At 69.2% G+C, this 25,334-nt stretch carries 17 protein-coding genes; 6 read left to right on the top strand and 11 right to left on the bottom strand.

All coding sequences use genetic code 11. The features are described 5' to 3' along the window. Positions 1-3 precede the first annotated feature (3 nt). Positions 4-1,500 (top strand): NAD(P)/FAD-dependent oxidoreductase, encoded by a 1,497-nt coding sequence (locus AB0A95_RS18985; RefSeq protein ID WP_357557034.1) that lies wholly within the window; start codon positions 4-6, stop codon positions 1,498-1,500. 109 nt (positions 1,501-1,609) lie between these two features. Here the strand turns inward: AB0A95_RS18985 and AB0A95_RS18980 are convergent, their stop codons facing one another. The 3 genes from AB0A95_RS18980 to AB0A95_RS18970 all read right to left on the bottom strand — a co-directional run bounded on the left by AB0A95_RS18980 (position 1,610) and on the right by AB0A95_RS18970 (position 3,398). Beyond that, positions 1,610-2,431: a M56 family metallopeptidase gene (locus AB0A95_RS18980; protein WP_357557113.1), complete on the bottom strand. Its 822-nt coding sequence runs from the start codon at positions 2,429-2,431 to the stop codon at positions 1,610-1,612. Between the two features lie 115 nt (positions 2,432-2,546). Continuing rightward, a complete protein-coding gene (locus AB0A95_RS18975; RefSeq protein WP_357557112.1) occupies positions 2,547-2,903 on the bottom strand; it encodes a BlaI/MecI/CopY family transcriptional regulator in 357 nt (118 codons plus the stop codon). A gap of 72 nt (positions 2,904-2,975) precedes the next feature. Then, positions 2,976-3,398, bottom strand: coding sequence for a hypothetical protein (locus tag AB0A95_RS18970; protein ID WP_357557033.1), 423 nt, complete (start codon positions 3,396-3,398; stop codon positions 2,976-2,978). Positions 3,399-3,587: 189 nt separating this feature from the next. Here AB0A95_RS18970 and AB0A95_RS18965 point away from each other — a divergent pair, with 189 nt between their 5' ends. Continuing rightward, positions 3,588-4,877: a hypothetical protein gene (locus tag AB0A95_RS18965; protein WP_357557032.1), complete on the top strand. Its 1,290-nt coding sequence runs from the start codon at positions 3,588-3,590 to the stop codon at positions 4,875-4,877. Positions 4,878-4,934: 57 nt separating this feature from the next. Here AB0A95_RS18965 and AB0A95_RS18960 read toward each other — a convergent pair whose 3' ends face one another. Beyond that, positions 4,935-12,923: an amino acid adenylation domain-containing protein gene (locus AB0A95_RS18960; protein WP_357557031.1), complete on the bottom strand. Its 7,989-nt coding sequence runs from the start codon at positions 12,921-12,923 to the stop codon at positions 4,935-4,937. Between the two features lie 372 nt (positions 12,924-13,295). Between AB0A95_RS18960 and AB0A95_RS18955 the strand changes: the two genes are divergently transcribed. Then, entirely contained in the window at positions 13,296-14,072 is a 777-nt protein-coding gene (locus tag AB0A95_RS18955) for a hypothetical protein (protein WP_357557030.1), read from the top strand. Positions 14,073-14,089: 17 nt separating this feature from the next. Here AB0A95_RS18955 and AB0A95_RS18950 read toward each other — a convergent pair whose 3' ends face one another. From AB0A95_RS18950 to AB0A95_RS18940, 3 genes are read right to left on the bottom strand one after another with little or no spacing between them, the layout of a single operon-like run. Further along, positions 14,090-14,797, bottom strand: a complete 708-nt coding sequence (locus AB0A95_RS18950) for an alpha/beta fold hydrolase (RefSeq protein WP_357557029.1) — start codon at positions 14,795-14,797, stop codon at positions 14,090-14,092. 24 nt (positions 14,798-14,821) lie between these two features. Further along, positions 14,822-15,604, bottom strand: a complete 783-nt coding sequence (locus tag AB0A95_RS18945) for an ABC transporter permease (protein ID WP_357557028.1) — start codon at positions 15,602-15,604, stop codon at positions 14,822-14,824. After that, positions 15,601-16,608: an ATP-binding cassette domain-containing protein gene (locus tag AB0A95_RS18940; protein WP_357557027.1), complete on the bottom strand. Its 1,008-nt coding sequence runs from the start codon at positions 16,606-16,608 to the stop codon at positions 15,601-15,603. The genes AB0A95_RS18945 and AB0A95_RS18940 overlap by 4 nt, the downstream gene beginning before the upstream one ends. A gap of 210 nt (positions 16,609-16,818) precedes the next feature. Here AB0A95_RS18940 and AB0A95_RS18935 point away from each other — a divergent pair, with 210 nt between their 5' ends. Further along, positions 16,819-17,244: a hypothetical protein gene (locus tag AB0A95_RS18935; RefSeq protein WP_357557026.1), complete on the top strand. Its 426-nt coding sequence runs from the start codon at positions 16,819-16,821 to the stop codon at positions 17,242-17,244. 53 nt (positions 17,245-17,297) lie between these two features. On the opposite strand, the gene AB0A95_RS18930 is transcribed toward AB0A95_RS18935, so the two are convergent. After that, complete coding sequence (locus tag AB0A95_RS18930; RefSeq protein ID WP_357557025.1) at positions 17,298-18,941, bottom strand: AMP-binding protein; 1,644 nt, start codon at positions 18,939-18,941, stop codon at positions 17,298-17,300. Positions 18,942-19,550: 609 nt separating this feature from the next. On the opposite strand from AB0A95_RS18930, the gene AB0A95_RS18925 reads away from it, so the two are divergent. Together AB0A95_RS18925 and AB0A95_RS18920 are read left to right on the top strand one after the other, a co-directional pair. After that, on the top strand, positions 19,551-20,081 hold the full coding sequence (locus AB0A95_RS18925; RefSeq protein ID WP_357557024.1) for a response regulator transcription factor: 531 nt from the start codon (positions 19,551-19,553) through the stop codon (positions 20,079-20,081). A 147-nt stretch (positions 20,082-20,228) separates the two neighbouring features. Then, the gene (locus AB0A95_RS18920) at positions 20,229-21,113 is read left to right on the top strand and encodes an alpha/beta hydrolase (protein WP_357557023.1); all 885 of its coding nucleotides are present in this window, start codon (positions 20,229-20,231) and stop codon (positions 21,111-21,113) included. 12 nt (positions 21,114-21,125) lie between these two features. Here AB0A95_RS18920 and AB0A95_RS18915 read toward each other — a convergent pair whose 3' ends face one another. The 3 genes from AB0A95_RS18915 to AB0A95_RS18905 all read right to left on the bottom strand — a co-directional run bounded on the left by AB0A95_RS18915 (position 21,126) and on the right by AB0A95_RS18905 (position 25,333). After that, positions 21,126-21,605, bottom strand: a complete 480-nt coding sequence (locus AB0A95_RS18915; protein ID WP_357557022.1) for a hypothetical protein — start codon at positions 21,603-21,605, stop codon at positions 21,126-21,128. Between the two features lie 71 nt (positions 21,606-21,676). Next, positions 21,677-23,650 carry a 3-hydroxyacyl-CoA dehydrogenase NAD-binding domain-containing protein gene (locus AB0A95_RS18910; protein WP_357557021.1) on the bottom strand — a complete coding sequence of 658 codons (1,974 nt, stop codon included), beginning with the start codon at positions 23,648-23,650 and terminating at the stop codon, positions 21,677-21,679. Between the two features lie 186 nt (positions 23,651-23,836). Further along, positions 23,837-25,333: an MDR family MFS transporter gene (locus tag AB0A95_RS18905; RefSeq protein WP_357557020.1), complete on the bottom strand. Its 1,497-nt coding sequence runs from the start codon at positions 25,331-25,333 to the stop codon at positions 23,837-23,839. Position 25,334: the final 1 nt, after the last annotated feature.

Here is a 25,334-nt window from a genome sequence, read left to right as displayed (position 1 = left end):
GAAGTGCAGGGCACTCGACCGTCACGGCACACCGTCATCGTCGTCGGCGCCGGCTTCGCGGGTCTGGCCGTGGGCATCCAACTCAAGCAACGCGGGATCACCTCGTTCCTCATCCTCGACAAGGGCGACGACCTCGGCGGCACCTGGCGCGACAACGTCTACCCGGGTGCGAGTTGTGACATCCCCTCGCACCTTTACTCGTACTCCTTCGCGCCGTACCGCGATGCGTCGGTGCGCTACCCGGGTCAGCCGCAGATCCTCGACTACCTCCGAGGGTGCGCCGACCGGTACGGCGTGCGGCCGCACCTGCGCACCGGCGTGACGATCGAGTCCGCGAGCTACGACGACGGCACCTGCACGTGGCACCTCGGCGCGGCCGACGGCACACGCTACGAGGCGGACATGGTGGTCTTCGCCCTCGGGCAGCTGCACCTGCCCAACGTCCCGGCCATCCCGGGGCAGGACGAGTTCTCGGGCGCCTCCTTCCACTCGGCCCGGTGGAACCGCCGGGTGGACCTCACCGGGCAGCGTGTCGCGGTCATCGGAAACGGGTCGAGCGCGGCACAGATCGTGCCCGGCATCGTCGACCAGGTGGCCTCGATGCACGTGTTCCACCGGTCCGCCGCGTACGTCCTGCCCAAGCCCTCGCCGGAGTTCCGGCCCCCGCTGCGGTCCGTGCTACGCGTGCTGCCCGGGCTCCACCAGGCGTACCGGTCGATGTTGTTCTGGCGCTCCGAGTTGGTCCTCTTCTCGGCGCTGCGGCGGCACCGGATCGCCGGGGTGCTCGCCGCCGCGGCCCGTAAACACCTGCACGACCAGATCAGCGACCAGGCCCTGCGCGCCAAGCTCACCCCGGACTATCCCATCGGGTGCAAGCGGCTGCTGCTCGCCAGTGACTACTATCCGGCCCTGAGCAGGCCGAACGTCGAGGTCATCCGGGATGAGATAACCCAGATCACCGCCGACGGCATCCACACTGCCGACGGACGGGAGCGACGCCTCGACACCATCATCTACGCCACCGGCTTCCGCACCACCGAATTCCTCGCCTCCGTCGAGGTGACGGGCGCCGAGGGGGTCCGGTTGCACGACCGTTGGAAGCAGGGGGTGTACGCCTACCTCGGCATGATGGTCGACGGCTTCCCGAACATGTTCCTCATGTACGGCCCGCACACCAATCTGGGGCACAACTCGGTGCTGTTGGCCCTGGAGTCGCAGGCGGACTACATCGCCCAGTCGGTGGTGGCGTCGCCCGACCGGGGCGCCGGCGCGTGGGACGTCCGTCCGGAACGGATGGCCGAGTGGCGCCGCCTGGTCGACGGCGCCCTCGACGGGCTGGTCTGGACCGACCAGTGCACCAGCTGGTTCAAGGACGCGAGCGGCCGCGTCTCCACCAATTGGCCCTACCGGACACCCCGCTACCAGCGGATGGTGCGCCGGAGGAACCCCGCCGACTTCCGGTTCCGACCTGTGCGGCGGGCGGTGGAGCCGGCCACGTAGCCGGTTCGTCTCCTGCCAACGGAGACGACCCGTCCCGGTACGGAGCCGACCGACAGCCCACGGACCCGGCGCTGGTTGCCCCGGTCCAGCGCGGTCGGCACCCACCCGGTCAGCCGCAACAGAGCTGTTCGATGAGCGTGGCCACTGCCACGTCGCCGGCCAGTGCGGCGGCGACGAGCAGCGCGCACGGCACGTGTCGGTAGGCCTTCGTCCACCGTCCTTCGTGGAGTGATGCCCGTTCCTCCAGCTGCCGCACGCGCGCTTCGAGGACCTCGGCGGTGTGCATGTTGGCCACTGCCGCGTTGAATCGCGGCGCCGAGGCGATCTTCAGCAACGCGCCCGCCAGCACGTGCCGCCGCGACCGGGACAACGCCGCGCGGTCGGCGGCCAGCTCCTGGCAGAGCAGGTGGTGTCGGAGCATGCGTCGGCTGCCGGGCAGATACCACATCAGGGCGGAGAACAGCCCGAGGATCAGCCGGTTCAGGGGGTCGAGCCGCTCGGCGTGATGCCACTCGTGGCGGAGCACCACGGCAAGCTCGGCTTCGGTGGCGACGGCGAGGATACCGCTGCTCAGCAGCACCCTGGGCCGAAGGAGTCCATAGGTCAGAGCGAACGCGCCGCGGGAGTCGACCTGCACGATCCGGTCGGCGCGGAGGACGCCCTCCCCGGCGCGCAGGAGCTGGGAGTCCGGTTCCACCCGGTGCACGGCCACCCACCGGGACAGGGTCACCATCCCGATGCACTGACGGGCCAGGGTGAACGCAAAGCGAACGATCCCGGAGACCGTCACCGCGATACCGACGAGGGCGAGGATTTCGACGCCCAACCTCGGCACTGTGCCGCCGCTACCGGCGACGCCCAGCTGGAACGAGGCCACCGCCCGGCTCATCGCCGTCATCAGGTAGCCGAACACGACGAGCACCGTCGTCATCTGAGCCACGCGTGTCAGTAGGTATCTCCACCGGACCGACCAGCACATCCTCAGCTGCCTCCCTCAGGTCTGGTCGCCGGTTTGTCGCAAGCGGCAGACAGGCCGCTCGGCACGCTTACCCGCTGGCTTCCTCGTCACGTATCAGGCGGCTCAGGCGGGACCGGATCCCGAGTTCTGCGGAGTACATGTCGACAAAGTGCGCGACCGCCATCTCTCCGTGGTCACGGATCACGTCCCGCACCGCGAGCTCCGCCGCGTCGGCCACGACCGCCTGGTAGACGTACGCACGCCCGCTCATCTCACGCACCAGGATGTCTCGCTCGGCGAGCCTGGCCAACACGGTCATGATGGTTGTGTAGGCGAGCGGTTCGACGCGGGCACTGTTGAGACGCTCCTGCACCTCGCGCACCGTGAGCGGCCCCGGCGCATCCCACAGCGTCTCCAGCACCTCGGCACCCAGGGTTCCTAGCATCCTGCTCAGCTGGGACGACACGGCACCCCACCCTCCGTCCCGACATACACCTTGCTGATAACGGTAGCGGCTTCAGGCGACGTTCCGCATGTCGACGGTGGCCGGGCGGCGGCGAATCAGCGCCTCCAGGCGCACCACGCCGAGGACGACGACCCCGAAGCCGTACCAGAGGAGGTCGTGCCAGATCTCCTTCGAGCGGCCCTGCCCGTGCAGGTACATGTCCCACCCGAAGCCGAGGAGCTGGGTGGCGCCGCCCAGCAGCATCAGCAGACCGGCGATCCGGAGCCCGGGTCGGGTCAGCAGCCAGCCGCCGAGCACGGCCAGCATGACCGCGCCCAGATAGATGCCGAGGTGGATCCTCCACAGCTCCCGAGGGGGCTCCGGAACGAACGAGACGTTGCGGGCGTGCCAGTAGGTGTCGAACGCCTGACCTAGGAGGAACACGACGACACCGGCGTAGACGGCGGCACGGCCGAGCGCGGGAACGGTCGGCACGGCGGGACTCCCTTCCAGGGACATGGGAACAGGTTGAGCCTCACAGGACGGGCGACGTCCGGACACGCTCCGACGACCACCACTATCGGTCCAGCGAGAAGGGCACTCCGGTTGGGCACAGCCCACCTGGCTGGGCGGTACCGCTCGTCGAGGCTGGCGCGACGACGGCCGGGCAAGCACGCTGCCTCGATGGACGGCGTAACCAACCTCGCACACGCCACAGGTTCGGTGGACGATCCGATTCCGTTGTCCTACGCCCTGGTCGCCGCATGCGTAGCCCTGTACGCCTCCTTCGACGTTCTGCGCCTCAACGGGCGAAGGGTCCCACCGGAACACGCCGAACGTCCGCTGCCAGCCGTGGTGCGGTCCATTGCCGACCAGCCCCCGCTGCGCGTGGCGGCCGCGCTGCTCGGCGTCGGTGCCGTGACGTGGACACTCGGCACGCTCTGGGCCGGCCCGGCTGGACCGGACAACCCGGCCTTCGGGGTGGTCTTCGGCCTTTTCTGGGTCGGCCTGGTTCCGGTGTCGCTGCTGCTCGGCCCGGTGTGGCGGCACCTGAACCCGATCCGGACCGCGCATCTGCTCATCAGCCGCGCGGCCCGGACCGACCCCGCGCACGGGCGGCTGCCCCTACCCGACCGGCTGGGCTACTGGCCCGCGGCCGTCGGCCTGTTCGGTTTCGCCTGGTGGGAGCTTGTCGCGCCGGCACGGCACCAGCCCTCGTCGGTGGCCGCCTGGCTCACCGGGTACGCGGCCGTGCACCTCGCTGCCGGCCTGCTGTTCGGTGACCGCTGGTTCGAGCGGGGGGACGCGTTCGAGGTCTACTCCGACCTCGTCGGACGGCTGTCCCCGATCGGGCGGGGCACTGACGGTTCCCTGGTGCTGCGGCGCCCGCTGACTGGCCTCGCGTCCGTCCCGGTCGCCCCCGGGCTCCTCGCCACCGTGGCGATGCTGCTCGGCGCGACCTTCTACGACAGTCTCAGCGCTGGCGCCTGGTGGCGGGAACGTCTGGAGGACGCGCCGCTACCGACGCTGTGGGCGACGCTGGCGCTGATCGGCACGGCGGCCACGGGGTACGCGCTGATCGTCGCCGCGGCCGTGACGGCCGCCCGACTCGGCGGTGTCCCGTCGCCCGTCGTCACCACGCGACTCACGCCCAGTCTGGTGCCCGTCGCGGCCGGCTACGTCATCGCGCACTACTTCACCCTGTTCGTCGTTCAGGTGCAGAGCCTCGGCGGTGCGGGTCACGGCGGCGAGGGCGAGGCGGCGGAGGCAGGCGCATGGGTGCCGCCGCTGTTGCTCGTCTCCCTGGTGCAGGTGGCGGCGGTGATCGTCGGCCATGTGGCCGGCAGCGTCGCCGCACACGCCCACGCCGCCCGCGTGCTGCCGTCCGCACGGCTGACCCGGGCGATGGTGCCCATGCTGGTGTGCATGTTGGTGATCACCTTCTCCGGGCTCGCGCTGCTCTGGTCCGCCTGACCTGCCGGGTGGCGGCGGGTCCTGGTGGCGCCCGGCCGGGCCGGGCGCCACCAGGGTTCAGCGCACCTGCTCGGCGATCTCTTCGAGCGTCGCGACCAGCGCGTCGACGAAGCTGGCCATCGTTTCCGGCGTGTGCCGGTTCACGCTGTACCCGATGGTGAGACTGAGCCGGCCGGCGACGACGTATCCGACGACGTCGAGCAGCCGGACCCGTGCGCCCACTTCGCTGCGCTGCTGCCCGTACGACATGCGCGGCACGCTGAGCAGGTCGCTGCGGAGGAACACCTCGTCGACCTGTCCCAGGTAGTTCACACCCACCTCAGCCTGCGGCATCGCCGCGAGCACCTCGGCCTCCTGGTCGGCGCCGAGATAGCGCAGCAGTCCGTAGTGACCGCCGTGCGCGGGTACGGCGCGTAGTTGCCGACCGACCTCGGCGATGCCCGACAGCACGGGCGCGGCGACGTCCATCTCCACGAGCACCGGGGCCAGGGTGGAGAACCGACCGACCGTCCGGCTCACGTTCAGCTGCCCCAACGGCAGGTCGCGGCCGTGCCACTCCAGGTCGACAAGCACGCGACGCACGTTCTCGTGGGAGCCCCGCTGGCTCACCGGCAGTGCCCGCAGCACCGCGGCCGTCAGTGCCTCACCCAGATCCACCGAGGTGCGTCGGGCAAGGAGGCGGACCAGCGCCTCGGTGGTGCGGTGAGCGACCCGCACGGTGATGGTACGCAGCGATGTCAGGTCGTTGGCACCCTCCGTGTGATCGCACCGGACGGCGTCGACGTCGCGTCGTTGCGGCGCCGTCCAGTACCCGACCTCGGCGCGCACCGGCTCACTCTGGGCGTACGAGCGCAGTTCCCGGGTCCAGGCCCGGAACGGACTTGTCTTGCGCGGCAGCGCCGCCGGTCGGCCCGCTTCCAGCTCCGCGTAGCAGGCGAGCAGGTCCTCGATGACAGTACGCCCGGAGTAGTGGTCGACGGCCAGCCAGTGCGCGAGGAACAGCAGGCAGTGCGGACGCGGCCCCATGTCGAAGTAGGCCACTCGCAGCAGTGGGCCGGCGTGCAGGTCCAGACTGCGCTGCCACCCATCACTGATCTTGGTGACCGCGTCCTTCTGGTCAGCGGTGCCCAGCCCCGCCAGGTCGTGCACGGCGAACGGGAGCTCGGACGCCGGGTCGAAGGGGGCGATCTCCGCCTGCCAGTCCTCGTCCTTGCGGGTGAAGCGGAGCCGCAGGGCGTCGTGGTGCTCGATGACCTTGGACAGTGCGGTGCGCAGCAGTCCCAGGTCGAGTGGTCGCTGGAGGGACAGCAGGAACGAGGCGTCGTTCCAGTGGTCCCGCTCCGGCAGGTCCTGTGCCAGGAACCACCGCTGCGACGGAGTCAGATCGCTGGGTCCGGTCGGCTCCTCCACATCGGTCTGGCCGGTGACGGTGGTGGCGGTGGTGGCTTGTTGGGCGATGGTGGGGTTTTGGAAGATGTGGCGGAGGGTGAGGTGGAGTCCGGCGTTGTCGGCGGCGGCGGTGGCGCGGAGGGCGAGGAGGGAGTCGGCGCCGAGGTCGAAGAGGTTGTCGTTGATGCTGATCTTGGGAAGGTTGAGGAGGTTCTGCCAGATGGTGTTGAGGGCGTTCTCGGTGGGGGTGCGTGGGGGGACGTGTTCGTGGCTGTCGCTGTGGGTGCTGGGGTCGGGTAGCGCGGTCCGGTTGACTTTGCCGTTGCTGGTCAGTGGCATCTGGTCCAGCTCGATGACGGTAGCGGGGATCATGTATTCCGGGAGTCTGCTGCGTAGCCAGTCACGGACGTCGTCGTTGGGCAGGTCGCCGGTGGTGTCCGTCACGACGTAGGCGACGAGTCGTCGGTTTCCGCGGGGATCACCGTGGGCGGTCACCACGGCGGCGGTGATGTCGGGGTGGGCGGTCAGGGTCGCCTCGATCTCGCCCAACTCGATGCGGAACCCACCGATCTTGACCTGGAAGTCTTCCCGGCCGAGGAACTCGATGGTGCCGTCGGGCAGGTAACGGCCGAGGTCTCCGGTGCGATAGAGCCGTTCACCGGTGTCGGGATGCACGACGAAACTCGCAGCGGTGCGCTGCGGGTCACGCCAGTAGCCCTGGGCCACCCCGACGCCACCGATATACAACTCGCCGGGAACCCAGATCGGACGGGGTTGCCGGTCGTGGTCCAGCACGTGGAAGCTCTGGTTCGTCAGCGGCCGGCCATAGGGAATGCTGCTCCAGGACGGGTCGACCTGCTCGACCGGGTGGTGGATCGACCAGATCGCCGCCTCGGTGGCACCACCCAGACTGATCACCGTCAGGTCGCCGACCACCTCACGGGCCCGGTCGGGCAGCGACAGCGGAATCCAGTCACCGGAGAGCAACGCCAGCCGCAGCGACGCCGCGTCGGACCCGCCCCGCTGCGCCACCTGCTCGACGAACAACTCGAACAGGGCCGGAACCGAATTCCACACCGTCACCTGATGCCGCGACACCAACCGCGCCCAGTGCTCCGGATCCCGACCGGTGCCCGGATCAGGCATCACCACCACCCCACCAGCGGCCAACATCCCGAACACGTCCCACACCGACAGGTCGAAACTCAGCGACGACACCGCCAGGACCCGATCACCAGGACCCACATCCCACCGCCGGTTGACGTCCACCACCGTGTTCAACGCCGCCCGATGATCAACCATCACCCCCTTGGGCAACCCGGTGGAACCAGACGTGAAGATGACATAGGCCAGATCCGTCGCGGACTGCACCGCCGGCAACGCCGCGTCATCAACACCCACCCACTGCGACTCGTCGTCGACCGACCACACCGACAGCCCGTCCGGCCACGACAACCGGTCCGCCACCGCCTGCTGCGTCAACACCACCCGCACCCCGGTGACAGCGAACAGATGCTCCCGCCGCGGCCCCGGCAACCCCGGATCCACCGGCACATACGCCGCTCCCGACTCCAACACCCCCAACACCGCGACGACCTGCTCCCACCCCTTGTCCATGCACACCGCGACCAACTCACCCGGCCGCGCCCCCGCCATCCGCAACCGACGACCCACCCGACGGGCCGAACGCAGCACCTCGCCATAGGTCAACGACCCCGACGACGACACCACCGCCAACGCCTGCGGCTGCGCCAACGCCCGATCCGCCACCACCTGATGCAACAACCCCGACGGCACCGGCCCCACCACATCATTGGCCCGCGCACACACCTCACCCACCGTCGCCGGCAACGGCACCAACCCACCCGGCGACTCCCACGCCTGCGCCTCCACCGCCAACCGCCGCAACAAACCCTCATACGCGGCGAACGCCTCATCCAACAAACCCGCCGGGAACAACGCCTCCACCGCGTCCCAACTCACCACCAACGCGTCACCCTGCTCATAGACCTGACAATCCACATGCACCTGCGGCGTCTGCGACACCGCCTCCACGAACCGACCCAACCCCGGAACCACCCCCTCGGCGCCCCCGGGCATCGGTCGACCCAACACACTGGTGAACACCACCGGCATCGCCGCCCGCGCCGGACCATGCACCCGCGCCAACTCCCGCAACACCCGCACCCCACCAAACGCCCGATGCTCCAGATCCCGCCACAACTGCTCCTGCAACCGCCGCACCCGCTGACCGAAGCCCTCCGCCCCAGCAGCGTCCACCTCCACCAACACCAAACCCGTGAAGTCACCAATCACCCGCTCCACATCCGGATGCACCGGCAACCGATCCCCCACCGTCACATTCACCGTGAACCGCGGCTGACGCGCCCACACCGACAACACCTGCGCATACGCCGCACACAACAACGCCGACGACGTCACCCCCCACGACTGCGCCCGATCCCGCAACGCACCCCACACCCCCGACTCCACCCGAAACTCCCGACGCACGAACCGAGTCGGCCCCGACACCCCCACCACCGGCAACTCCGGCGCCGGCGGCAACTCCTCCAACCGCCCCAACCAGTACTCCCGCGCCCGCCGATACGTCTCCCCCGACTCCACCTGCCCCAACGACAGAACATAATCCCGAAACGTCAACTCCACCGGCGCCAACTCCACCCCCGGATCCGCATACAACGCCGCCCACTCACTCAAGAAAACCTGCACCGACGTCGCATCCGCGATCAACAAATCCAAACTCAGATGAACCCGCGTCACCCCACCCGGCAAACGCTGCGCCACCAACCCGAACAACGGAAAAGCATCAGCCCGCCGCACCTCATGCGACAACCGATCCCGCACCACACCCACCCGCACCGCCGCATCCTCCACCGACAGCGCCGACAAATCCTCCCACTCCACACCCAACACCACACCATCCAACACCTGCTGCCGGCCATCACCCCGCACCACAGCCCGCAACATAGGATGCCGATCCAACAACCGACGCAAAACCGCATCAGCCCGCACCACATCAAAATCCACCGACTCAAACTGCACATACAAATGAGTCGACACATCACCCAACTCAAACAACCCCGACCGACCCAACCAATACGCCTGCTGCACATCAGTCAAACCAAACGGCTCACCCCACCCCGCACGATCCACCACCACCACCGGCACATCGGTCTGGCCGGTGACGGTGGTGGCGGTGGTGGCTTGTTGGGCGATGGTGGGGTTTTGGAAGATGTGGCGGAGGGTGAGGTGGAGTCCGGCGTTGTCGGCGGCGGCGGTGGCGCGGAGGGCGAGGAGGGAGTCGGCGCCGAGGTCGAAGAGGTTGTCGTTGATGCTGATCTTGGGAAGGTTGAGGAGGTTCTGCCAGATGGTGTTGAGGGCGTTCTCGGTGGGGGTGCGTGGGGGGACGTGTTCGTGGCTGTCGCTGTGGGTGCTGGGGTCGGGTAGCGCGGTCCGGTTGACTTTGCCGTTGCTGGTCAGTGGCATCTGGTCCAGCTCGATGACGGTAGCGGGGATCATGTATTCCGGGAGTCTGCTGCGTAGCCAGTCACGGACGTCGTCGTTGGGCAGGTCGCCGGTGGTGTCCGTCACGACGTAGGCGACGAGTCGTCGGTTTCCGCGGGGATCACCGTGGGCGGTCACCACGGCGGCGGTGATGTCGGGGTGGGCGGTCAGGGTCGCCTCGATCTCGCCCAACTCGATGCGGAACCCACCGATCTTGACCTGGAAGTCTTCCCGGCCGAGGAACTCGATGGTGCCGTCGGGCAGGTAACGGCCGAGGTCTCCGGTGCGATAGAGCCGTTCACCGGTGTCGGGATGCACGACGAAACTCGCAGCGGTGCGCTGCGGGTCACGCCAGTAGCCCTGGGCCACCCCGACGCCACCGATATACAACTCGCCGGGAACCCAGATCGGACGGGGTTGCCGGTCGTGGTCCAGCACGTGGAAGCTCTGGTTCGTCAGCGGCCGGCCATAGGGAATGCTGCTCCAGGACGGGTCGACCTGCTCGACCGGGTGGTGGATCGACCAGATCGCCGCCTCGGTGGCACCACCCAGACTGATCACCGTCAGGTCGCCGACCACCTCACGGGCCCGGTCGGGCAGCGACAGCGGAATCCAGTCACCGGAGAGCAACGCCAGCCGCAGCGACGCCGCGTCGGACCCGCCCCGCTGCGCCACCTGCTCGACGAACAACTCGAACAGGGCCGGAACCGAATTCCACACCGTCACCTGATGCCGCGACACCAACCGCGCCCAGTGCTCCGGATCCCGACCGGTGCCCGGATCAGGCATCACCACCACCCCACCAGCGGCCAACATCCCGAACACGTCCCACACCGACAGGTCGAAACTCAGCGACGACACCGCCAGGACCCGATCACCAGGACCCACATCCCACCGCCGGTTGACGTCCACCACCGTGTTCAACGCCGCCCGATGATCAACCATCACCCCCTTGGGCAACCCGGTGGAACCAGACGTGAAGATGACATAGGCCAGATCCGTCGCGGACTGCACCGCCGGCAACGCCGCGTCATCAACACCCACCCACTGCGACTCGTCGTCGACCGACCACACCGACAGCCCGTCCGGCCACGACAACCGGTCCGCCACCGCCTGCTGCGTCAACACCACCCGCACCCCGGTGACAGCGAACAGATGCTCCCGCCGCGGCCCCGGCAACCCCGGATCCACCGGCACATACGCCGCTCCCGACTCCAACACCCCCAACACCGCGACGACCTGCTCCCACCCCTTGTCCATGCACACCGCGACCAACTCACCCGGCCGCGCCCCCGCCATCCGCAACCGACGACCCACCCGACGGGCCGAACGCAGCACCTCGCCATAGGTCAACGACCCCGACGACGACACCACCGCCAACGCCTGCGGCTGCGCCAACGCCCGATCCGCCACCACCTGATGCAACAACCCCGACGGCACCGGCCCCACCACATCATTGGCCCGCGCACACACCTCACCCACCGTCGCCGGCAACGGCACCAACCCACCCGGCGACTCCCACGCCTGCGCCTCCACCGCCAACCGCCGCAACAAACCCTCATACGCGGCGAACGCCTCATCCAACAAACCCGCCGGGAACAACGCCTCCACCGCGTCCCAACTCACCACCAACGCGTCACCCTGCTCATAGACCTGACAATCCACATGCACCTGCGGCGTCTGCGACACCGCCTCCACGAACCGACCCAACCCCGGAACCACCCCCTCGGCGCCCCCGGGCATCGGTCGACCCAACACACTGGTGAACACCACCGGCATCGCCGCCCGCGCCGGACCATGCACCCGCGCCAACTCCCGCAACACCCGCACCCCACCAAACGCCCGATGCTCCAGATCCCGCCACAACTGCTCCTGCAACCGCCGCACCCGCTGACCGAAGCCCTCCGCCCCAGCAGCGTCCACCTCCACCAACACCAAACCCGTGAAGTCACCAATCACCCGCTCCACATCCGGATGCACCGGCAACCGATCCCCCACCGTCACATTCACCGTGAACCGCGGCTGACGCGCCCACACCGACAACACCTGCGCATACGCCGCACACAACAACGCCGACGACGTCACCCCCCACGACTGCGCCCGATCCCGCAACGCACCCCACACCCCCGACTCCACCCGAAACTCCCGACGCACGAACCGAGTCGGCCCCGACACCCCCACCACCGGCAACTCCGGCGCCGGCGGCAACTCCTCCAACCGCCCCAACCAGTACTCCCGCGCCCGCCGATACGTCTCCCCCGACTCCACCTGCCCCAACGACAGAACATAATCCCGAAACGTCAACTCCACCGGCGCCAACTCCACCCCCGGATCCGCATACAACGCCGCCCACTCACTCAAGAAAACCTGCACCGACGTCGCATCCGCGATCAACAAATCCAAACTCAGATGAACCCGCGTCACCCCACCCGGCAAACGCTGCGCCACCAACCCGAACAACGGAAAAGCATCAGCCCGCCGCACCTCATGCGACAACCGATCCCGCACCACACCCACCCGCACCGCCGCATCCTCCACCGACAGCGCCGACAAATCCTCCCACTCCACACCCAACACCACACCATCCAACACCTGCTGCCGGCCATCACCCCGCACCACAGCCCGCAACATAGGATGCCGATCCAACAACCGACGCAAAACCGCATCAGCCCGCACCACATCAAAATCCACCGACTCAAACTGCACATACAAATGAGTCGACACATCACCCAACTCAAACAACCCCGACCGACCCAACCAATACGCCTGCTGCACATCAGTCAAACCAAACGGCTCACCCCACCCCGCACGATCCACCACCACCACCGGCACATCGGTCTGGCCGGTGCCCCGGTCCTCGGTGAGGGCGTCGTCGAGCAGCTGCGCCAGGTCACCGAGGCTGGGCGACTCCGCGAGGTCCACCATCGACACCGACACCCCCAGGTCACTCTCCAGGAGCACCTGGAGTTCGGTGGCCTGAAGGGACTCGAGGAAGATCGGCTCGTTGGGATCCGCCGGAGCCGGTCGGTGGGTAACCGCCTCGTAGCGTTCGGCCAGGTGCACGACGAGCTGGTGGCGGCGCTGTGCGGGATCCGCGGCCATCAGCTCGGCGCGGTCAACGGAGACGGTCACATCGGTTCCAGCACGATTCACGGCGTCTTCCCCTTCGGGTGTTCGGCGTCGCCGCCGCCCGTCGTTCTGACGGGGCATTCAAATTCCCCACGTTGTCTCGCGCCGGGAGAACAGGTAATCCCCGGTAAGCGCACGAGAACGTACGCACTGGCTGGCTACGTGCCTGGTACCCGTTCGAGCACGGCACCGGTGTCGACCCATCTACGCCCTCCCCGGGGCTTCTGCCCCTGCGACGTTCGGGGTGGGATCGACAGAGCACCGACGTCAAATGGGAGGAAGCTTGTGAAACGCGCATCACCGGTCCCGAATCGCCGACGACGACTGCTCAGCCTGCTACCCCTCATCGCGATAGCCCTCGCTGCCGGCGCTTTCGTGATTGCTACCCGAACCCAGGCGATCTCGCCGGAGGGCTCCCCGGTCAGCTACCAGCAGGCCCTCGACGAATACCGCAAGAAGCCGGGCTCACGCCGGGACGACCTCGGCGCTCCCGCGCTGCCGGTGGCGGCCAGAGACAAGATCAAGGGCTTCACCGTGCCGGCGGCCGGGGTCTACAGCTACCGCACCCAGGGCCACGACTCCATCGAGTACGACGGGGACAGCTATGATCGGCCGTTCCCCACAGAGACGTACGCCCGCGTCCATCACGCCGGCGGCTGCGTGTGGGAGCTGTACTTCACACCGATCGAGGAACACACCGACGCCCACCGGCAGTGCAGCGCACCTGGCGAGTACCTCTGCCTGGCGCACATGCAGAAGGTGAGTTTCGCGGGCATCAGCGGAGACGAGACCCACCACTGCAACCCGGCGATGATCCAGGTCGGTGGCAAGGCGAGCGCGGCCGGCGGGGTCGAGGAAACCGTCTGCGAGGCACACGGCAACCGGGCCCGGATCGTGATCAAGTACATCGGCGAGGAGAACGTCACAGTGGAGGGGGTGAGCCGGCCCACGCACCACGTACGGATCGACAGTTACGTGAAGGGCGCGGGACTCGACGGCACCGCGGTGGCCGACGCGTGGTTCGACGTGACCGACGGCCTCTACCTCAAGCTGGTCCGCGAGGCTGACGTCACTGTGGACCGGGACGGCAACAAGGGCACCTACCGGATCCAGGCGTCCTACGAACTCGAGTCCAGAACACCCGCGACCTGAGTTTTTCGCCGGCCGGATCAGCCCATGCTGGTCCGGCCGGACGCGCCGGTGCCGGCAAGCCCGGCCCGGATCATCGCCAGGACCTCTTGGCGGTACGCGTCGACGAAGAAGTGGCCGCCCGGCAGCACGTTCATGGTGAAGTCGCCCAGGGTGTGCATCCGCCACTCCCGCATTCCCTCGACCGGGCTCTGCTCGTCTTCCGACCCGGCTATCGCGAGCACGTCGCAGTCGAGCGGATACGAGGGGGTGTACCGGTAGGTCTCGGCCGCGCGAAACTCCGACCGGACCCGGGTCTCGACGGCGGCACGCAGCTCGGCGTCCTCGATGAGGTCGTCCCGGCCACCGCCCAGAGCGCGCACCTCCCGCCAGAAGGCATCCGAGGGCAGTCCGTGCAGCACGGGGCCGGGCGAGGGCAGATGTGGCGCGACGTGCCCGGCGGCCACCAGCAGCTCAGGGCCTCGACGCCCCCTCGTCCGCAGCGTCCGCGCCACCTCGAAGGCGACGAGCGCACCCATGCTGTGCCCGAAGAACGCCATTGGTCCTGCCCGATCGGCGTCAATGCGGTCCGCGAGCACCGCGGCGGCGGCCCGAAGGTCGGCCCCAGCGCTGAGACCGACCGCAGCGTACGACATCGGGCGCACCACGACACCGGCCGGGAGCAGACGCTGCCACGGCCGGTACGTGGTGCTGGCACCACCCGCGTGCGGGAAGCAGTAGAGCAGCAAGGGTCCTCCTGGGTGCCGAGCCGGTCAGTCCTCGACCAGCTTCCGGAAGCTCGGTACGACGAAAAGTTGACTGATCGCCGTCAGCGCGACGATGACCGCGGCGGCCCGCAGCAGCGCGGTCTGGGTGCTCCCGTCGAGCGGGCCGGTCATCAGCGCCCGCACTCCTTCGATCACGTAGGTGAAGGGGTTCCAGCCGACGAGTCCGGCCAGCCAGTCCTGTAGCAGCAGGGGTGGTGCCGCGGCAGGGCTGGCGAACAGCAGCAGCACCGAGAGGGGGGCCATGGCCAACGGTGCCTGCGGGTTACCGGTGCGCAGCGCGACGATGTAGAAGAGACCGCCGTAGGCCACCGACCACCCGGAGCAGATCAGCAGGATGGCCAGCATGCCAAGCGGCCCGGATTCGACGCGGGCGCCGAGGGCCATGGCGACGCCGAGCACGACGATGACGGCCGGCACCACCCGGGCGGCGTCGAACAGCACCCGGGAGAACAGCACCGCCATCGGGCGTGCCGGAGAGAGACGCAGACGATCCAGGAAGCCGGTCTGCGCGTCGAGCATGAGGGCGGTGGCCGAGTATCCCGAGCCCATCATGCCGGTGAAGAGCAGCATGCCGGGGGCCATGTACGCGGCGTACGGCGTGACCGGAAAGCCGGGGATGACCGCCATCCGCTCATAGCTGGAGGCGACCAGGGTGATGACGAACAGCGGAAAGAGCACCGGGAAGATGAAGGCGATGACGGGGCTCCGGCCGCCCTCGCGAAGATTGCGCAGCAACAGGGTCCAGGTGGTTCCGGCAAATTCGGTCATCGTTTGCCTCCTCCGCGTCCGGTGGCCAGGGTCCGTCCAATGGCCGCGACACCGGCGGCCCGCTCACTCAGGCCGCGGGTGTCGACGCCCTCGCCGGTGAGCCGGACGAAGACCTCCTCGATGGTGGGATCGACGAGATCGACCCGCGCCATCGGCACCTCGGCACGCCGCAGCTCGGCGAGCACGTCGGGCAGGAGCTGCTCCTGCCCCGACAGGTCGACGTCCAGGGTCGAGTCGTCCATCCGGCACGCCTGCTCCCCGACGATGGCGACGACGCCGGGCAGGTGCTCGGGTGGGAACTCCCTGACCTGAAGGACTTTGCCGCCCACACCCCGCTTGAGCGCGCTCGGAGTGTCGAGAACGCTGACCCTGCCCTGGTCCAGAATGGCGATCCGGTCGCAGAGCTGGTCGGCCTCGTCGAGGTACTGGGTGGTGAGGAAGACCGTGCCACCGTTCGCGCGGAACTCGGACACGAAACTCCACAGGGCCCGCCTGCTCTGCGGATCGAGCCCTGTCGTCGGTTCGTCGAGGAAGAGCAGCGTCGGCTCGTGCAGCAGCGCCATGGCGGTGTCCAGGCGACGCTGCATACCGATGGTGTATGTGGCGACGTACCGGTCGGCGACCGCGCCAAGACCGAACCGCTCAAGCAGCTCGTCGCTTCGCCTCCGTCCACCGGCCGCGCCGAGACCGCGCAGACGCGCCATCAGGATCAGGTGTTCCCGACCGGTCATGAGCTGGTCGAGCGCGGCCTGCTGGAGGGAGACGCCGACCTGGGACTGGATCTGGCGCCGCGCGCGTTGCGGGTCCAGGCCGAGGACCTGCACGGAGCCGCCGGTCGGTCGGGTGAGGGCGGTGAGGATGCGTACCGTGGTGGTCTTGCCGGCGCCGTTTCGTCCCAGGCAGCCGAAGATCTCACCGGCCGGCACGTCGAAGGTCAGGCCGTCCAGTGCGACGACATCGTCGGGGTACACCTTGCGCAGGTCGTGAAGCTCGATGACGGACACCGGACCAGACTGCCGACGGCGCCGCCCGACGCCAAGACTCCATCGACCGCGCCTAATGCGGTGCGTGGACGGAACTGGTCGGCCTACCCGTTCGGTCATCCCGGACGTCGCGGGCGGTCGACAGCTCCGGCCGGGTCTTCGCAGCGGCCCGGACACCGGCTACACAACTTGCAGCGGCCACGTCGGATGGCAGCCCACGAAGGGAGCCTGATGCCCGTATTTCCCAGCGCCAAGTGGCTCGACGGATACGTCGAGCGGATCAATTCGTCGGAGGAGTTCGAGGACGCCGCACGGACCTTTGAGGCCGACATCGCCTTCGTGTTCGAGGCGGAGCCGGAGAACGGTGTCCCAGCGGACATCTGGTGCCTCGCCACCTTCGCGGACGGCAAGTGTCAGCAGGCGGACTACGACGTCGAGCAGGAGCGTGCCGCCGGTGCCACGTTCGTCATCCGGGCGCCCTACTCGAGGTGGAAGGACGTCATCGAGAGCCGGCTCGACCCCATCGAGGGCATGCTCGACGGGGACCTGGTGGTGACCGGTCACCTACCGACCCTGTTGCGGTACGTGCGTGCCACCGACGAGCTGGTCAACCTCGCGGCCAAGGTGTCCAGCTCCTTCGTGGACGAGCGACGCTGACACCAGTGGCCGGGGCGCGGGCTCCCTTCCAGGACCCGCTTCCCGGCCACCGCTCAGCGCACCGTGCAGACGACCCGTAGCTCGCCGGCGAGGTACTGCTCCCGGCATTTGCGGCGCTGACGCTTACCCGAGGACGTCTTCGGCAGCGTCCCGGCCCGCACCAGCACCACCTCGTGCGGGGCGTACTGCGTGTCGGCCCGCAGCCGGTCGAACAGCTCCCGGGCCAGACCGGTCAACGAGTCGTCCCGCCCGAGCCCTTCGGCGACCACCACCATCCGCTCCTGCTCGGCGAGGGCGAAGGCGATGACGTTGCCGGACCGCACGCCGTCGACGCGTTCGGCGGCGTTCTCGTAGTCCTCCGGGTAGAGGTTGCGGCCACCGATAATGATCATGTCTTTGATCCGGCCGCAGACGTACAGCTCTCCGTCCCGCAGGAAGCCGAGATCGCCGGTGCGCAGCCATCCGTCGAGAATCCGCACGTCGCCGTCGGGAACGTCGCGCCGCTCGCCCGGCAGCGACCAGTAGCCGTCAACGACGCCGGGTCCGCGAACGAACACCTCTCCCACGGCGTCGTCCGGCAGGGTCCGCCCGTCCAGGTCGCGGATCGTGACCTCGGTGTCCGGCAGCGGCCGGCCGCAGGAGACCACGGGACGGACCGGCCGGTCGAGGCCGGCGCCGACAGTGAGGCTCGCCGGGTCGAGGACGGGCACGGTACGCCCGGGCTCGCCGGTGGTCACGACAAGGGTCGTCTCGGCCATGCCGTAGGTCGGGCAGAGCGCCTCCGGACGCATCCCGACAGTGGCCAGCGTCCCCAGAGTCTCCTCCACCACATCCACCGTCACCGGCTCGGCGCCGTTGATGGCGACCCGCAGGGCGGACAGGTCGAGTGCGGCGGGACGCAGTTGCTGCGCCCGTGCCGCCAGGCGATAGGCGGTGTTGGGCCCGGCCGTGATCGCGGCCCGGTAGCGGGAGACGACCTCCATCCAGGTGGCCGGGCGCCGCAGGAAGGTCTCCGGCTCCAACACGACCACGTCGAGCCCCTGACAGAGCAGGCCGACCACCGACACGATTCCCATGTCGTGGTAGAAGGGCAGCCAGCTCACATATGTGTCGCCCGGCCGCATCCGCAGCGCCACAGCGCACCTGGCGACGTTGCCCACGAGCTGCGCCTGCCGCACCGGCACCACCTTCGACCGGCCGGTCGTACCGGAGGTGAACTGGAGCAGTCCGAGCTGATCGGGCGCGGGGGGCGGGGGTGCCGCCGCGGGCGCGTTGGGGACGGCGTCCATTGCCCACACCGCGAGGGGGAGACGGCCGCTCAGCTCGGTCGCGGTGGCCGCGTCGGTCAGGAGGGCGGCCGCGCCGATGGCGGCGAGCCGGTCGGCCACTTCGCGCCGGATGGTGTCCCCGTCGGTCTGCCGGGGCCGGGGTAGGACCGCCACGGCCGCCCCCAGGCGCCACAGCGCGAAGAGCGTGGCGATCATCCGGTCGGACGTCGGGGCCAGCACCCCCACCCGGTCGCCGGGCGCGATGCCGGCCTTCGCCAGACCACCCGCGAGGCCCTCGGCGAGGTCGTTGAGCTCGTCGAGGGTGTGGCGGGTAGCCTGCAACTTCGCGTCGAGGAAGGTCAGCGAGCCGCCGTGGGCCGCCGCGCTGCGCATCGCCTCGGGAATGGAGATCGCCGACTGGTAGAGCATGGGGCCTCCGCGTGGTTCAGATCGTGCGGCTCCGCTGCGACGGTAGAGGTCGGGGCGGGCAGACCCAAGGGTCACTTCCGTCGGCCCATTGACCTAACTGGATGGTCCGTTCATTGGCCGCTGGACGGGGTGCCCATTCGGACACCCGATCCGGCATCTGCCGGAAGTGCGCCCTCGCCAGCCGGTCCGCGCGAGGATTGGACCGTCAGGGATTCCTCCCACGCGGTTGTGCTACGGGGAGTAGCCCGTTACGTTCGTAACGTACTACTAGGCAAGCTTAGTAGTACCGCGCTATGTGGCGCACCTGGGGAGGCAGGCCACCAGCGACCGCGTGCGTTTGGCCACGAGACGCACGTCGCTGGCTGGTGCGCGCCCCAGCAGCTTGGCGGCACCGAGGGAAACAGGACCCAACTTACGGGGGACGACATGACCCGAAGTTTCACCAATGACATCGATCATCGTCATCCCGTCGGTCAGGATGGTGACTTGACGATCGCAGTCGCAATACCCAACGAGGTTGTTCAACTCGGACTGACCAGCATGCTCATGGCGATTCCGTCCATCTCTCAGCTCCTGACCTTCGCCAGCGTCGACGAACTCATTCGTAACATGAGTGAACGTGACTTCGACGTGGTGGTTCTGCCCTGTCCCACCGAGGACTGTGGCTCGGTCAGTCTCGCCATCCAGGAGGCGAACGCACACGGAACAAAGGTCCTCGTCCTGCTCAACACCAGTGACCAGCAGGATGTGTCCAAGGCGGCCAACCTTCGTGCCGACGGCTTCCTCATCCAGTCCGAGCTGACCCGCGACCGGCTGCACGAGGCGTTGCACCGGATCACCAGCGGCGAGATGTCGATCCCCTCCACCCTTGCTCGTGAGCTGCTCTCGAACGTCCGCCGACGACGCAGCGAGAAGCCCGGTCGCGGGGTGCTCCTCACGCCGCGCGAACTCCAGGCGTTGCTCCTGCTCGCCGACGGCCTCAGCAACAAGCAGATCGCCCGGCGGCTGGGCATCTCCGAACACGGCGCCAAGCGACACGTCGCGAACGTACTGGCGAAGCTGAACAGCCCCAACCGGACACTCGCGGTGGCGATCGCTCTCAAGGAGGGCCTGCTCAACGAACGGACTGACCGGCAATAGGCCACCCGGTGTGGCCGATGATGGCAGTCGCGTCCCGCCGCGCCCAGCGCCGCCCGAGGTGCCCAACAGGGCACATCGATGTCCCGCGTCGACCGCACCACCCGTCAGGCTCTCGCTGGCTCCGCCCGTAGCGTCGAGGCTGACAGGGTGACAACCATCGAGCACGCTACTGACAGCACCGTACTCACGACTGGCGACTGGTCGCTCGGGGTGCACCGACGCGGCGAGGGGCCACCAGTCGTCCTCCTGCACGGCCTCCTCACCGACAGCCGCGTGTGGCAACAGGCCGTCGAGGGCCTGTCGGCCACCCACCAGGTGATCGCCATCGACGCGCCCGGGCACGGCACCTCGCCCCCGCGCAGTGCCGCGTACTCGCTGGAGGAGGAGGCCTCCCGGCTGGCGGACGTGGTGCAGAGGCTCACCGACGGCCAGCCCGCTGTCTGGGTGGGACACTCCATGGGCGGCATGAAGGCGATGCGCGTCGCGTTGAGCCGGCCGGACCTGACCAGCGGGCTGGTGCTGGTTTCCACGCAGCCGTACCAGGAACCGGCGAGCACCGCCAACCCCTACGAGGCGATGGTCGAGGTCGCCATCACCGACGGTGTCTCATCCGACCTGGCTCGGCTGATGGCGCGGCTCAACTTCGCCCGAGGCTTCCTCGACACCGACGTGGCCCGGCACTGGATCGCGCACTTTCGCACTCTGGTGGGTAACGACATCGCACAGACCTGCTACTCGGTCTACCGCAGACGCGACATCTCCGACCAGCTCGGGAAGATCGACGTGCCGGTCCTCGTGGTGCACGGCGCGGCCGACGTTCCCATCCGGCTTCCGGTCGCCCAGCGGTACACCGCCGAACTGCCGCGCGCGGAACTCCTCGTGTTGGCCGACACCGGCCACACGCCGCCCTGCGAGCGCCCCGCGGAACTCGGCGCGGCCCTCCGGGATTTCGTGAATCGGGTGGCCGGACCCGCCACGGCCCGGACCGGCGCCACCACATCTCGTCAGGGCGACCCACCGCCGGCACGCTGAGCCCTGGTCCCGCTACGGTCCGGCGGGTCGGCCTCCCTGGCGAGGCGCCGCACGGACATCCTCGGCGTCGTGTCGGACGACGAACTCGGCACGACGCCGCAGCATCACTGCGACCATCGCCACCACCATCAGCAGGTGCCCGGCCATCATCATCGAGTCGGCCGCCAGCAGACCCATCAGGTAGGGGCCGGCCAGCAGCGCGAACGGCAGACACATCGCGACGGACATCTCGACGGTGGCCGGCCAACCGTGCCCGCGGTATCGCATCGCGACGACCATGGCGATCGTCATGTCCGTGACCATCACCAGTGCTCCCAGCAGCGGCCGATCGTCAAGCGACGGCCAGCCGAGTCGAGCGAGGACGAGCGACCAGACGAAGCCCAACACCGCCATGCCGGCGACCATCGCGGCCAGCATCTCCAGCAGATGGCGGAGGAAGGTACGCACCGCGGCGGCCCGCGACGGCGGCGCACCGGCGCGGACCTCCCGCACCGGGTCGTCTCCCTCCGCGCCGCCTCGCGTACCGACGCCACGGGCCGGGTCCGCGGACGCACCGGAACCGGTCACCGTGCCGCGGCCGAGTCGGCGTCCGACCTGGGCAGACTCGCCACACCGGCCGGAAGGAACGGCTCACCGTGCGCCTGCGCGGACGCCCCGACGCGATCCAGGTACGGTGTGAGGCCACCGAGGTGCGTGGGCCAGCCGGCGCCCAGCAGCAGACTCCTGTCGACGTCGGTCGGGGTATGGACGACCTTCTCGGCGAGCATCGCGTGCACCTCCTCGGCGAGCGCGACCGCGACGCGACGGCGCACCTCGTCCACCGAGAGTGCGGGCGCGTCGGCAACCGCGGCCGGCAGATCCACTCCGACGAGGTCGGCCAGCGCACCCACCCCGGCGGGCAGCCCCAGCGGAGCCAGCGCCGCGTCGGCGCGCGCCGCGTCGCCGGCCGCCGCGACGGACGCCGTCACCAGGCGGGTGAGCAGGCGCACGACGACACCGCCCGGCACATCGCCGACCGGCACCGGCACCTTGCCCAGCCGACGCGCCAGCGTCCGGGCCGCGGCTTCGGCGGCGTCATCGGTCCCGTCCCCGCGGACGACCTCGGCCAGCCCGGACGTTTCCACAGGTGGCACCAGCCGTAGGGCCAGCAGCCGCTGGGGACGCCGCATCCCCGCCGCGAGGTCGGCCACCCGGGCCGTCCCCGTCGTGTTGACCAGCACGCCGGTGTCCCCGAGGGCTTCCTCCGCCAGCCGCAGCAGGCCAGCAGCGGCCGCCGGATCGTCCAGGCACTCCAGGACCACGTCGGCGCCAGCGAGAGCCGCAACGTCACCGCCACTGAGCAGCGCGCGCTGGCGCACCGCGTAGCTGGTGCCCGCGCGGTCGGTCCCGACCTGCGCCGCCACCAACTCCCCGGCCTGCTGGACGGCACTGTCGGCAGCGGTCCGGTCGGCATCGCAGATCACCACCGGGACCTGTAGTCGCCGCGCGCACAGAGCAGCGAGCCGGGCCGCCGCGTCGCCAGTACCCAGCACCCCGACGCGCCGGATCGGGGTGGGCAGTCCACCGCCGACGGCCGGTGCCGTCGCCGCGCGGACCAGACCGACGGCGTAGAGGGCGGCCCGGAACTCATCGGTCATCAAGAGCTGCGCGGTTGTCTCGGCAGCGGCCGTGAAGGCCTCGTCCGCAGGGGCCGCCTCGGCCAGTGCGATGAGGTCGAGCGCACGCCTCGCCGCCGCCGTGACCCCTTGCCGGGCCCCGAGGAACTCGTGGCCGTGCGCGACAGCGGCCCTCCAGGAGGCCGCCGGCGCTGGCGCGGGCCGTGGCACCACCGTCCGTCCCCGCAACACCCCCGCCGCCCAGTCGAGCGAGGCGCCGAGGAAGTCGGCGGGGGGCAGCAAGACGTCGACGACACCGAGGTGGTGCGCGGTCCGCGAGTCGAGCAGCCGACGGTCCTCCAGCGCGTCCGTCACGATGACCCGCACCGCCCTCTCCGGCCCGATCAGGTGGGGAAGCAGCCTGGTGCCGCCCCAGCCGGGCACCAGGCCGAGCGCGCACTCGGGCAGCCCGAGGGCGGGCGCCGACTCGGAGACGGTCCGGTAGGTGCAGTGCAGGGCCAACTCCAGGCCGCCGCCGATGGCGAGGCCGTTGATGAAGGCAAAGGTTGGTACGCCGAGGTCGGCGAGCCGCCGCAGCACTGCCTGACCGTGCCCGACGATCTCCAGGGCCTGCTCGTAGGTGGTGACGGTCGGCACCATGGCCAGGTCCGCGCCGGTGGCGAACATCATCGCCTTTCCGGTGAACGCCGCCGCGGTTATCTCACCCGCGGCCGCCATTGTGGACAGCTCGTCCAGCGTACGTTCGAGGTTGACCAGGCTTTGCGGACCGAACGTGGTGGGACGCATCGTCGGGCCAGGCGGGTCGCCGTTGTCCAGCCGGACCAGCGCCACCCGGCCCGCGTCGGCGGGAAGGTCGAGGAGGTCGAACGCCGCGGTGGTGACGGTCTCGGTGAGCAGAGGCGGTGCGTCCAGTGTGGTCATGTCGACGACGTTACGGAGCGGGTCGTGTCGCTCCCAGCGCCGATCGGGCCACCAGAACGGGTACGTCGACGCGCCCCCGGCGGGCCCCCGGACCCGGACGCGGAAACGGGCGAGCTGCTTCCCGCCGCGAACGGGGGGGCGCGGCGGGAAGCAGCTCTGAGCGGCGCAGTGGTTGACCCGGGTGGGTCAGCTGCGCGCCGGGACGTCCGTGTCGGCCGTAGCGGGCCCCTCGGCCGACACGGACTTGTTCCCGATTGTCTTTCCCGGCACCGCCACCGTCAGCACGAACAGCAGCAGCGCCAGCGGGATGCCCCACACCATCACGTCCGGAATCGCATTCGCCACGTCCCGGCCCGGCTGCGCGTCGGCACCGAGTTGACGGCTGAGCAGATTACCGAAGAGCGCCACGCCGAGGGACATGCCGAGGCCCCGGATGGAGAGAATCGCCGCCGAGGTGGCGGCCAGGTCCGAGGGCTGCACGGCGTTCTGCGCGACGGTGACGAGCAGTTGCATGATGAAACCGACGCCCACCCCCATGACGAGCAACGCGGCGACGACCATGATGTAGCTGCTGTCGGCGTCGAGCAGGCTCAGCAGCCCGAAGCCGACAGCGATGGCGATCGGTCCGGCGATCAGGAACGGGCGGGCGTTGCCGTTGGCGCTGACCCGGCTCCCCGAGAGGAACGAGGCCACCACGAAGGTCAGCATGTACGGGTTGATGCCGAGCCCGGCCACCGTGGCGCTGATGTCGAACGCGCTTTGCAGGTAGGTGGGCAGGAAGACGATGGACCCGTAGAGCAGCGCGCCGAGCACGGCAGTGGCCGGCAGGATGAGCCGGACCGTCGGATTGCTGAACAGGCGCATCGGCACTACCGGAGATGCCGCCCTCCGCTCCCAGAAGACGAAGAGCGCGAACAGCGCGACGGTGCCGACCGCCAGACTCAGAATCGTGCCGGACAGCCAGTCGTAGGTACGACCGCCCCACTCCGTGGTCAGCAGCAGCGCCACGACGGCACCGACCAGGAGGGCGGAGCCCAGGAAGTCGATGCTCGGCCGCCCCGTCGCCCTGGGCAGTCGCAGAGCGAAGGCCACCAGCAGCATCGACAGCACGCCCAGCGGCAGATTGATGTAGAAGATCCAACGCCATCCGGCCGTGTCCGTGAGCGCGCCGCCGACCAGGGGCCCGGCCAGGCTGGCGATCGCGAACAACGCGCCGACGGCGCCCTGCATGCGACCCCTGCTCTCCGGTTTCACCAGCTCGGAGAGCGCGATGGTGGGGATCGCGAACAACGCGCCGGCGCCCACACCCTGCACCGTGCGGTACACGATCAGTTGGCCCATGGTGTCGGCCACCGCACAGAGCGCCGATGCCACAGTGAAGACGAGCATCGCGAACATGAAGATGCCACGGCGACCGAACCGATCGCTGAGGCGACCGTACAGCGTGCCGGTCGCCGTGGACGCCAGGACGTACGCGGTGACCACCCAGCTTATGTTGTCGATGCCGCCGAGGTCCGCCGCGATGTTGGGCAACGCGATCGAGACCACCGTCTGGTCTAGTACCGAGACCAGGATGCCGAGCGCGAGACCGATCACGGCCAGCGGGACGTTGCTGCGGCCGGCTGTGGCGACCTGGTTCTCTGCTGCGGCGCCCGGGGCCGGCGCGGTCTCTTCTCGGTTCATG

This window comes from Micromonospora sp. NPDC049230 (assembly GCF_040647875.1).
GTDB lineage: Bacteria > Actinomycetota > Actinomycetes > Mycobacteriales > Micromonosporaceae > Micromonospora.
Note: the sequence above shows the minus strand (reverse complement) of the source record. Positions and strands in the feature narration are given on the sequence as shown.

Bases quoted from the DNA above. Each gene is read 5' to 3' on its own strand.
- AB0A95_RS18980 (WP_357557113.1), bottom strand. From the start codon at position 2,431: ATGACGACGGTGCTCGTCGTGTTCGGCTACCTGATGACGGCGATGAGC.
- AB0A95_RS18910 (WP_357557021.1), bottom strand. From the start codon at position 23,650: ATGACCACACTGGACGCACCGCCTCTGCTCACCGAGACCGTCACCACC.
- AB0A95_RS18975 (WP_357557112.1), bottom strand. From the start codon at position 2,903: ATGCTAGGAACCCTGGGTGCCGAGGTGCTGGAGACGCTGTGGGATGCG.
- AB0A95_RS18945 (WP_357557028.1), bottom strand. From the start codon at position 15,604: ATGACCGAATTTGCCGGAACCACCTGGACCCTGTTGCTGCGCAATCTT.
- AB0A95_RS18930 (WP_357557025.1), bottom strand. From the start codon at position 18,941: ATGCTCTACCAGTCGGCGATCTCCATTCCCGAGGCGATGCGCAGCGCG.
- AB0A95_RS18925 (WP_357557024.1), top strand. From the start codon at position 19,551: ATGAGTGAACGTGACTTCGACGTGGTGGTTCTGCCCTGTCCCACCGAG.
- AB0A95_RS18935 (WP_357557026.1), top strand. From the start codon at position 16,819: ATGCCCGTATTTCCCAGCGCCAAGTGGCTCGACGGATACGTCGAGCGG.
- AB0A95_RS18965 (WP_357557032.1), top strand. From the start codon at position 3,588: ATGGACGGCGTAACCAACCTCGCACACGCCACAGGTTCGGTGGACGAT.
- AB0A95_RS18905 (WP_357557020.1), bottom strand. From the start codon at position 25,333: ATGAACCGAGAAGAGACCGCGCCGGCCCCGGGCGCCGCAGCAGAGAAC.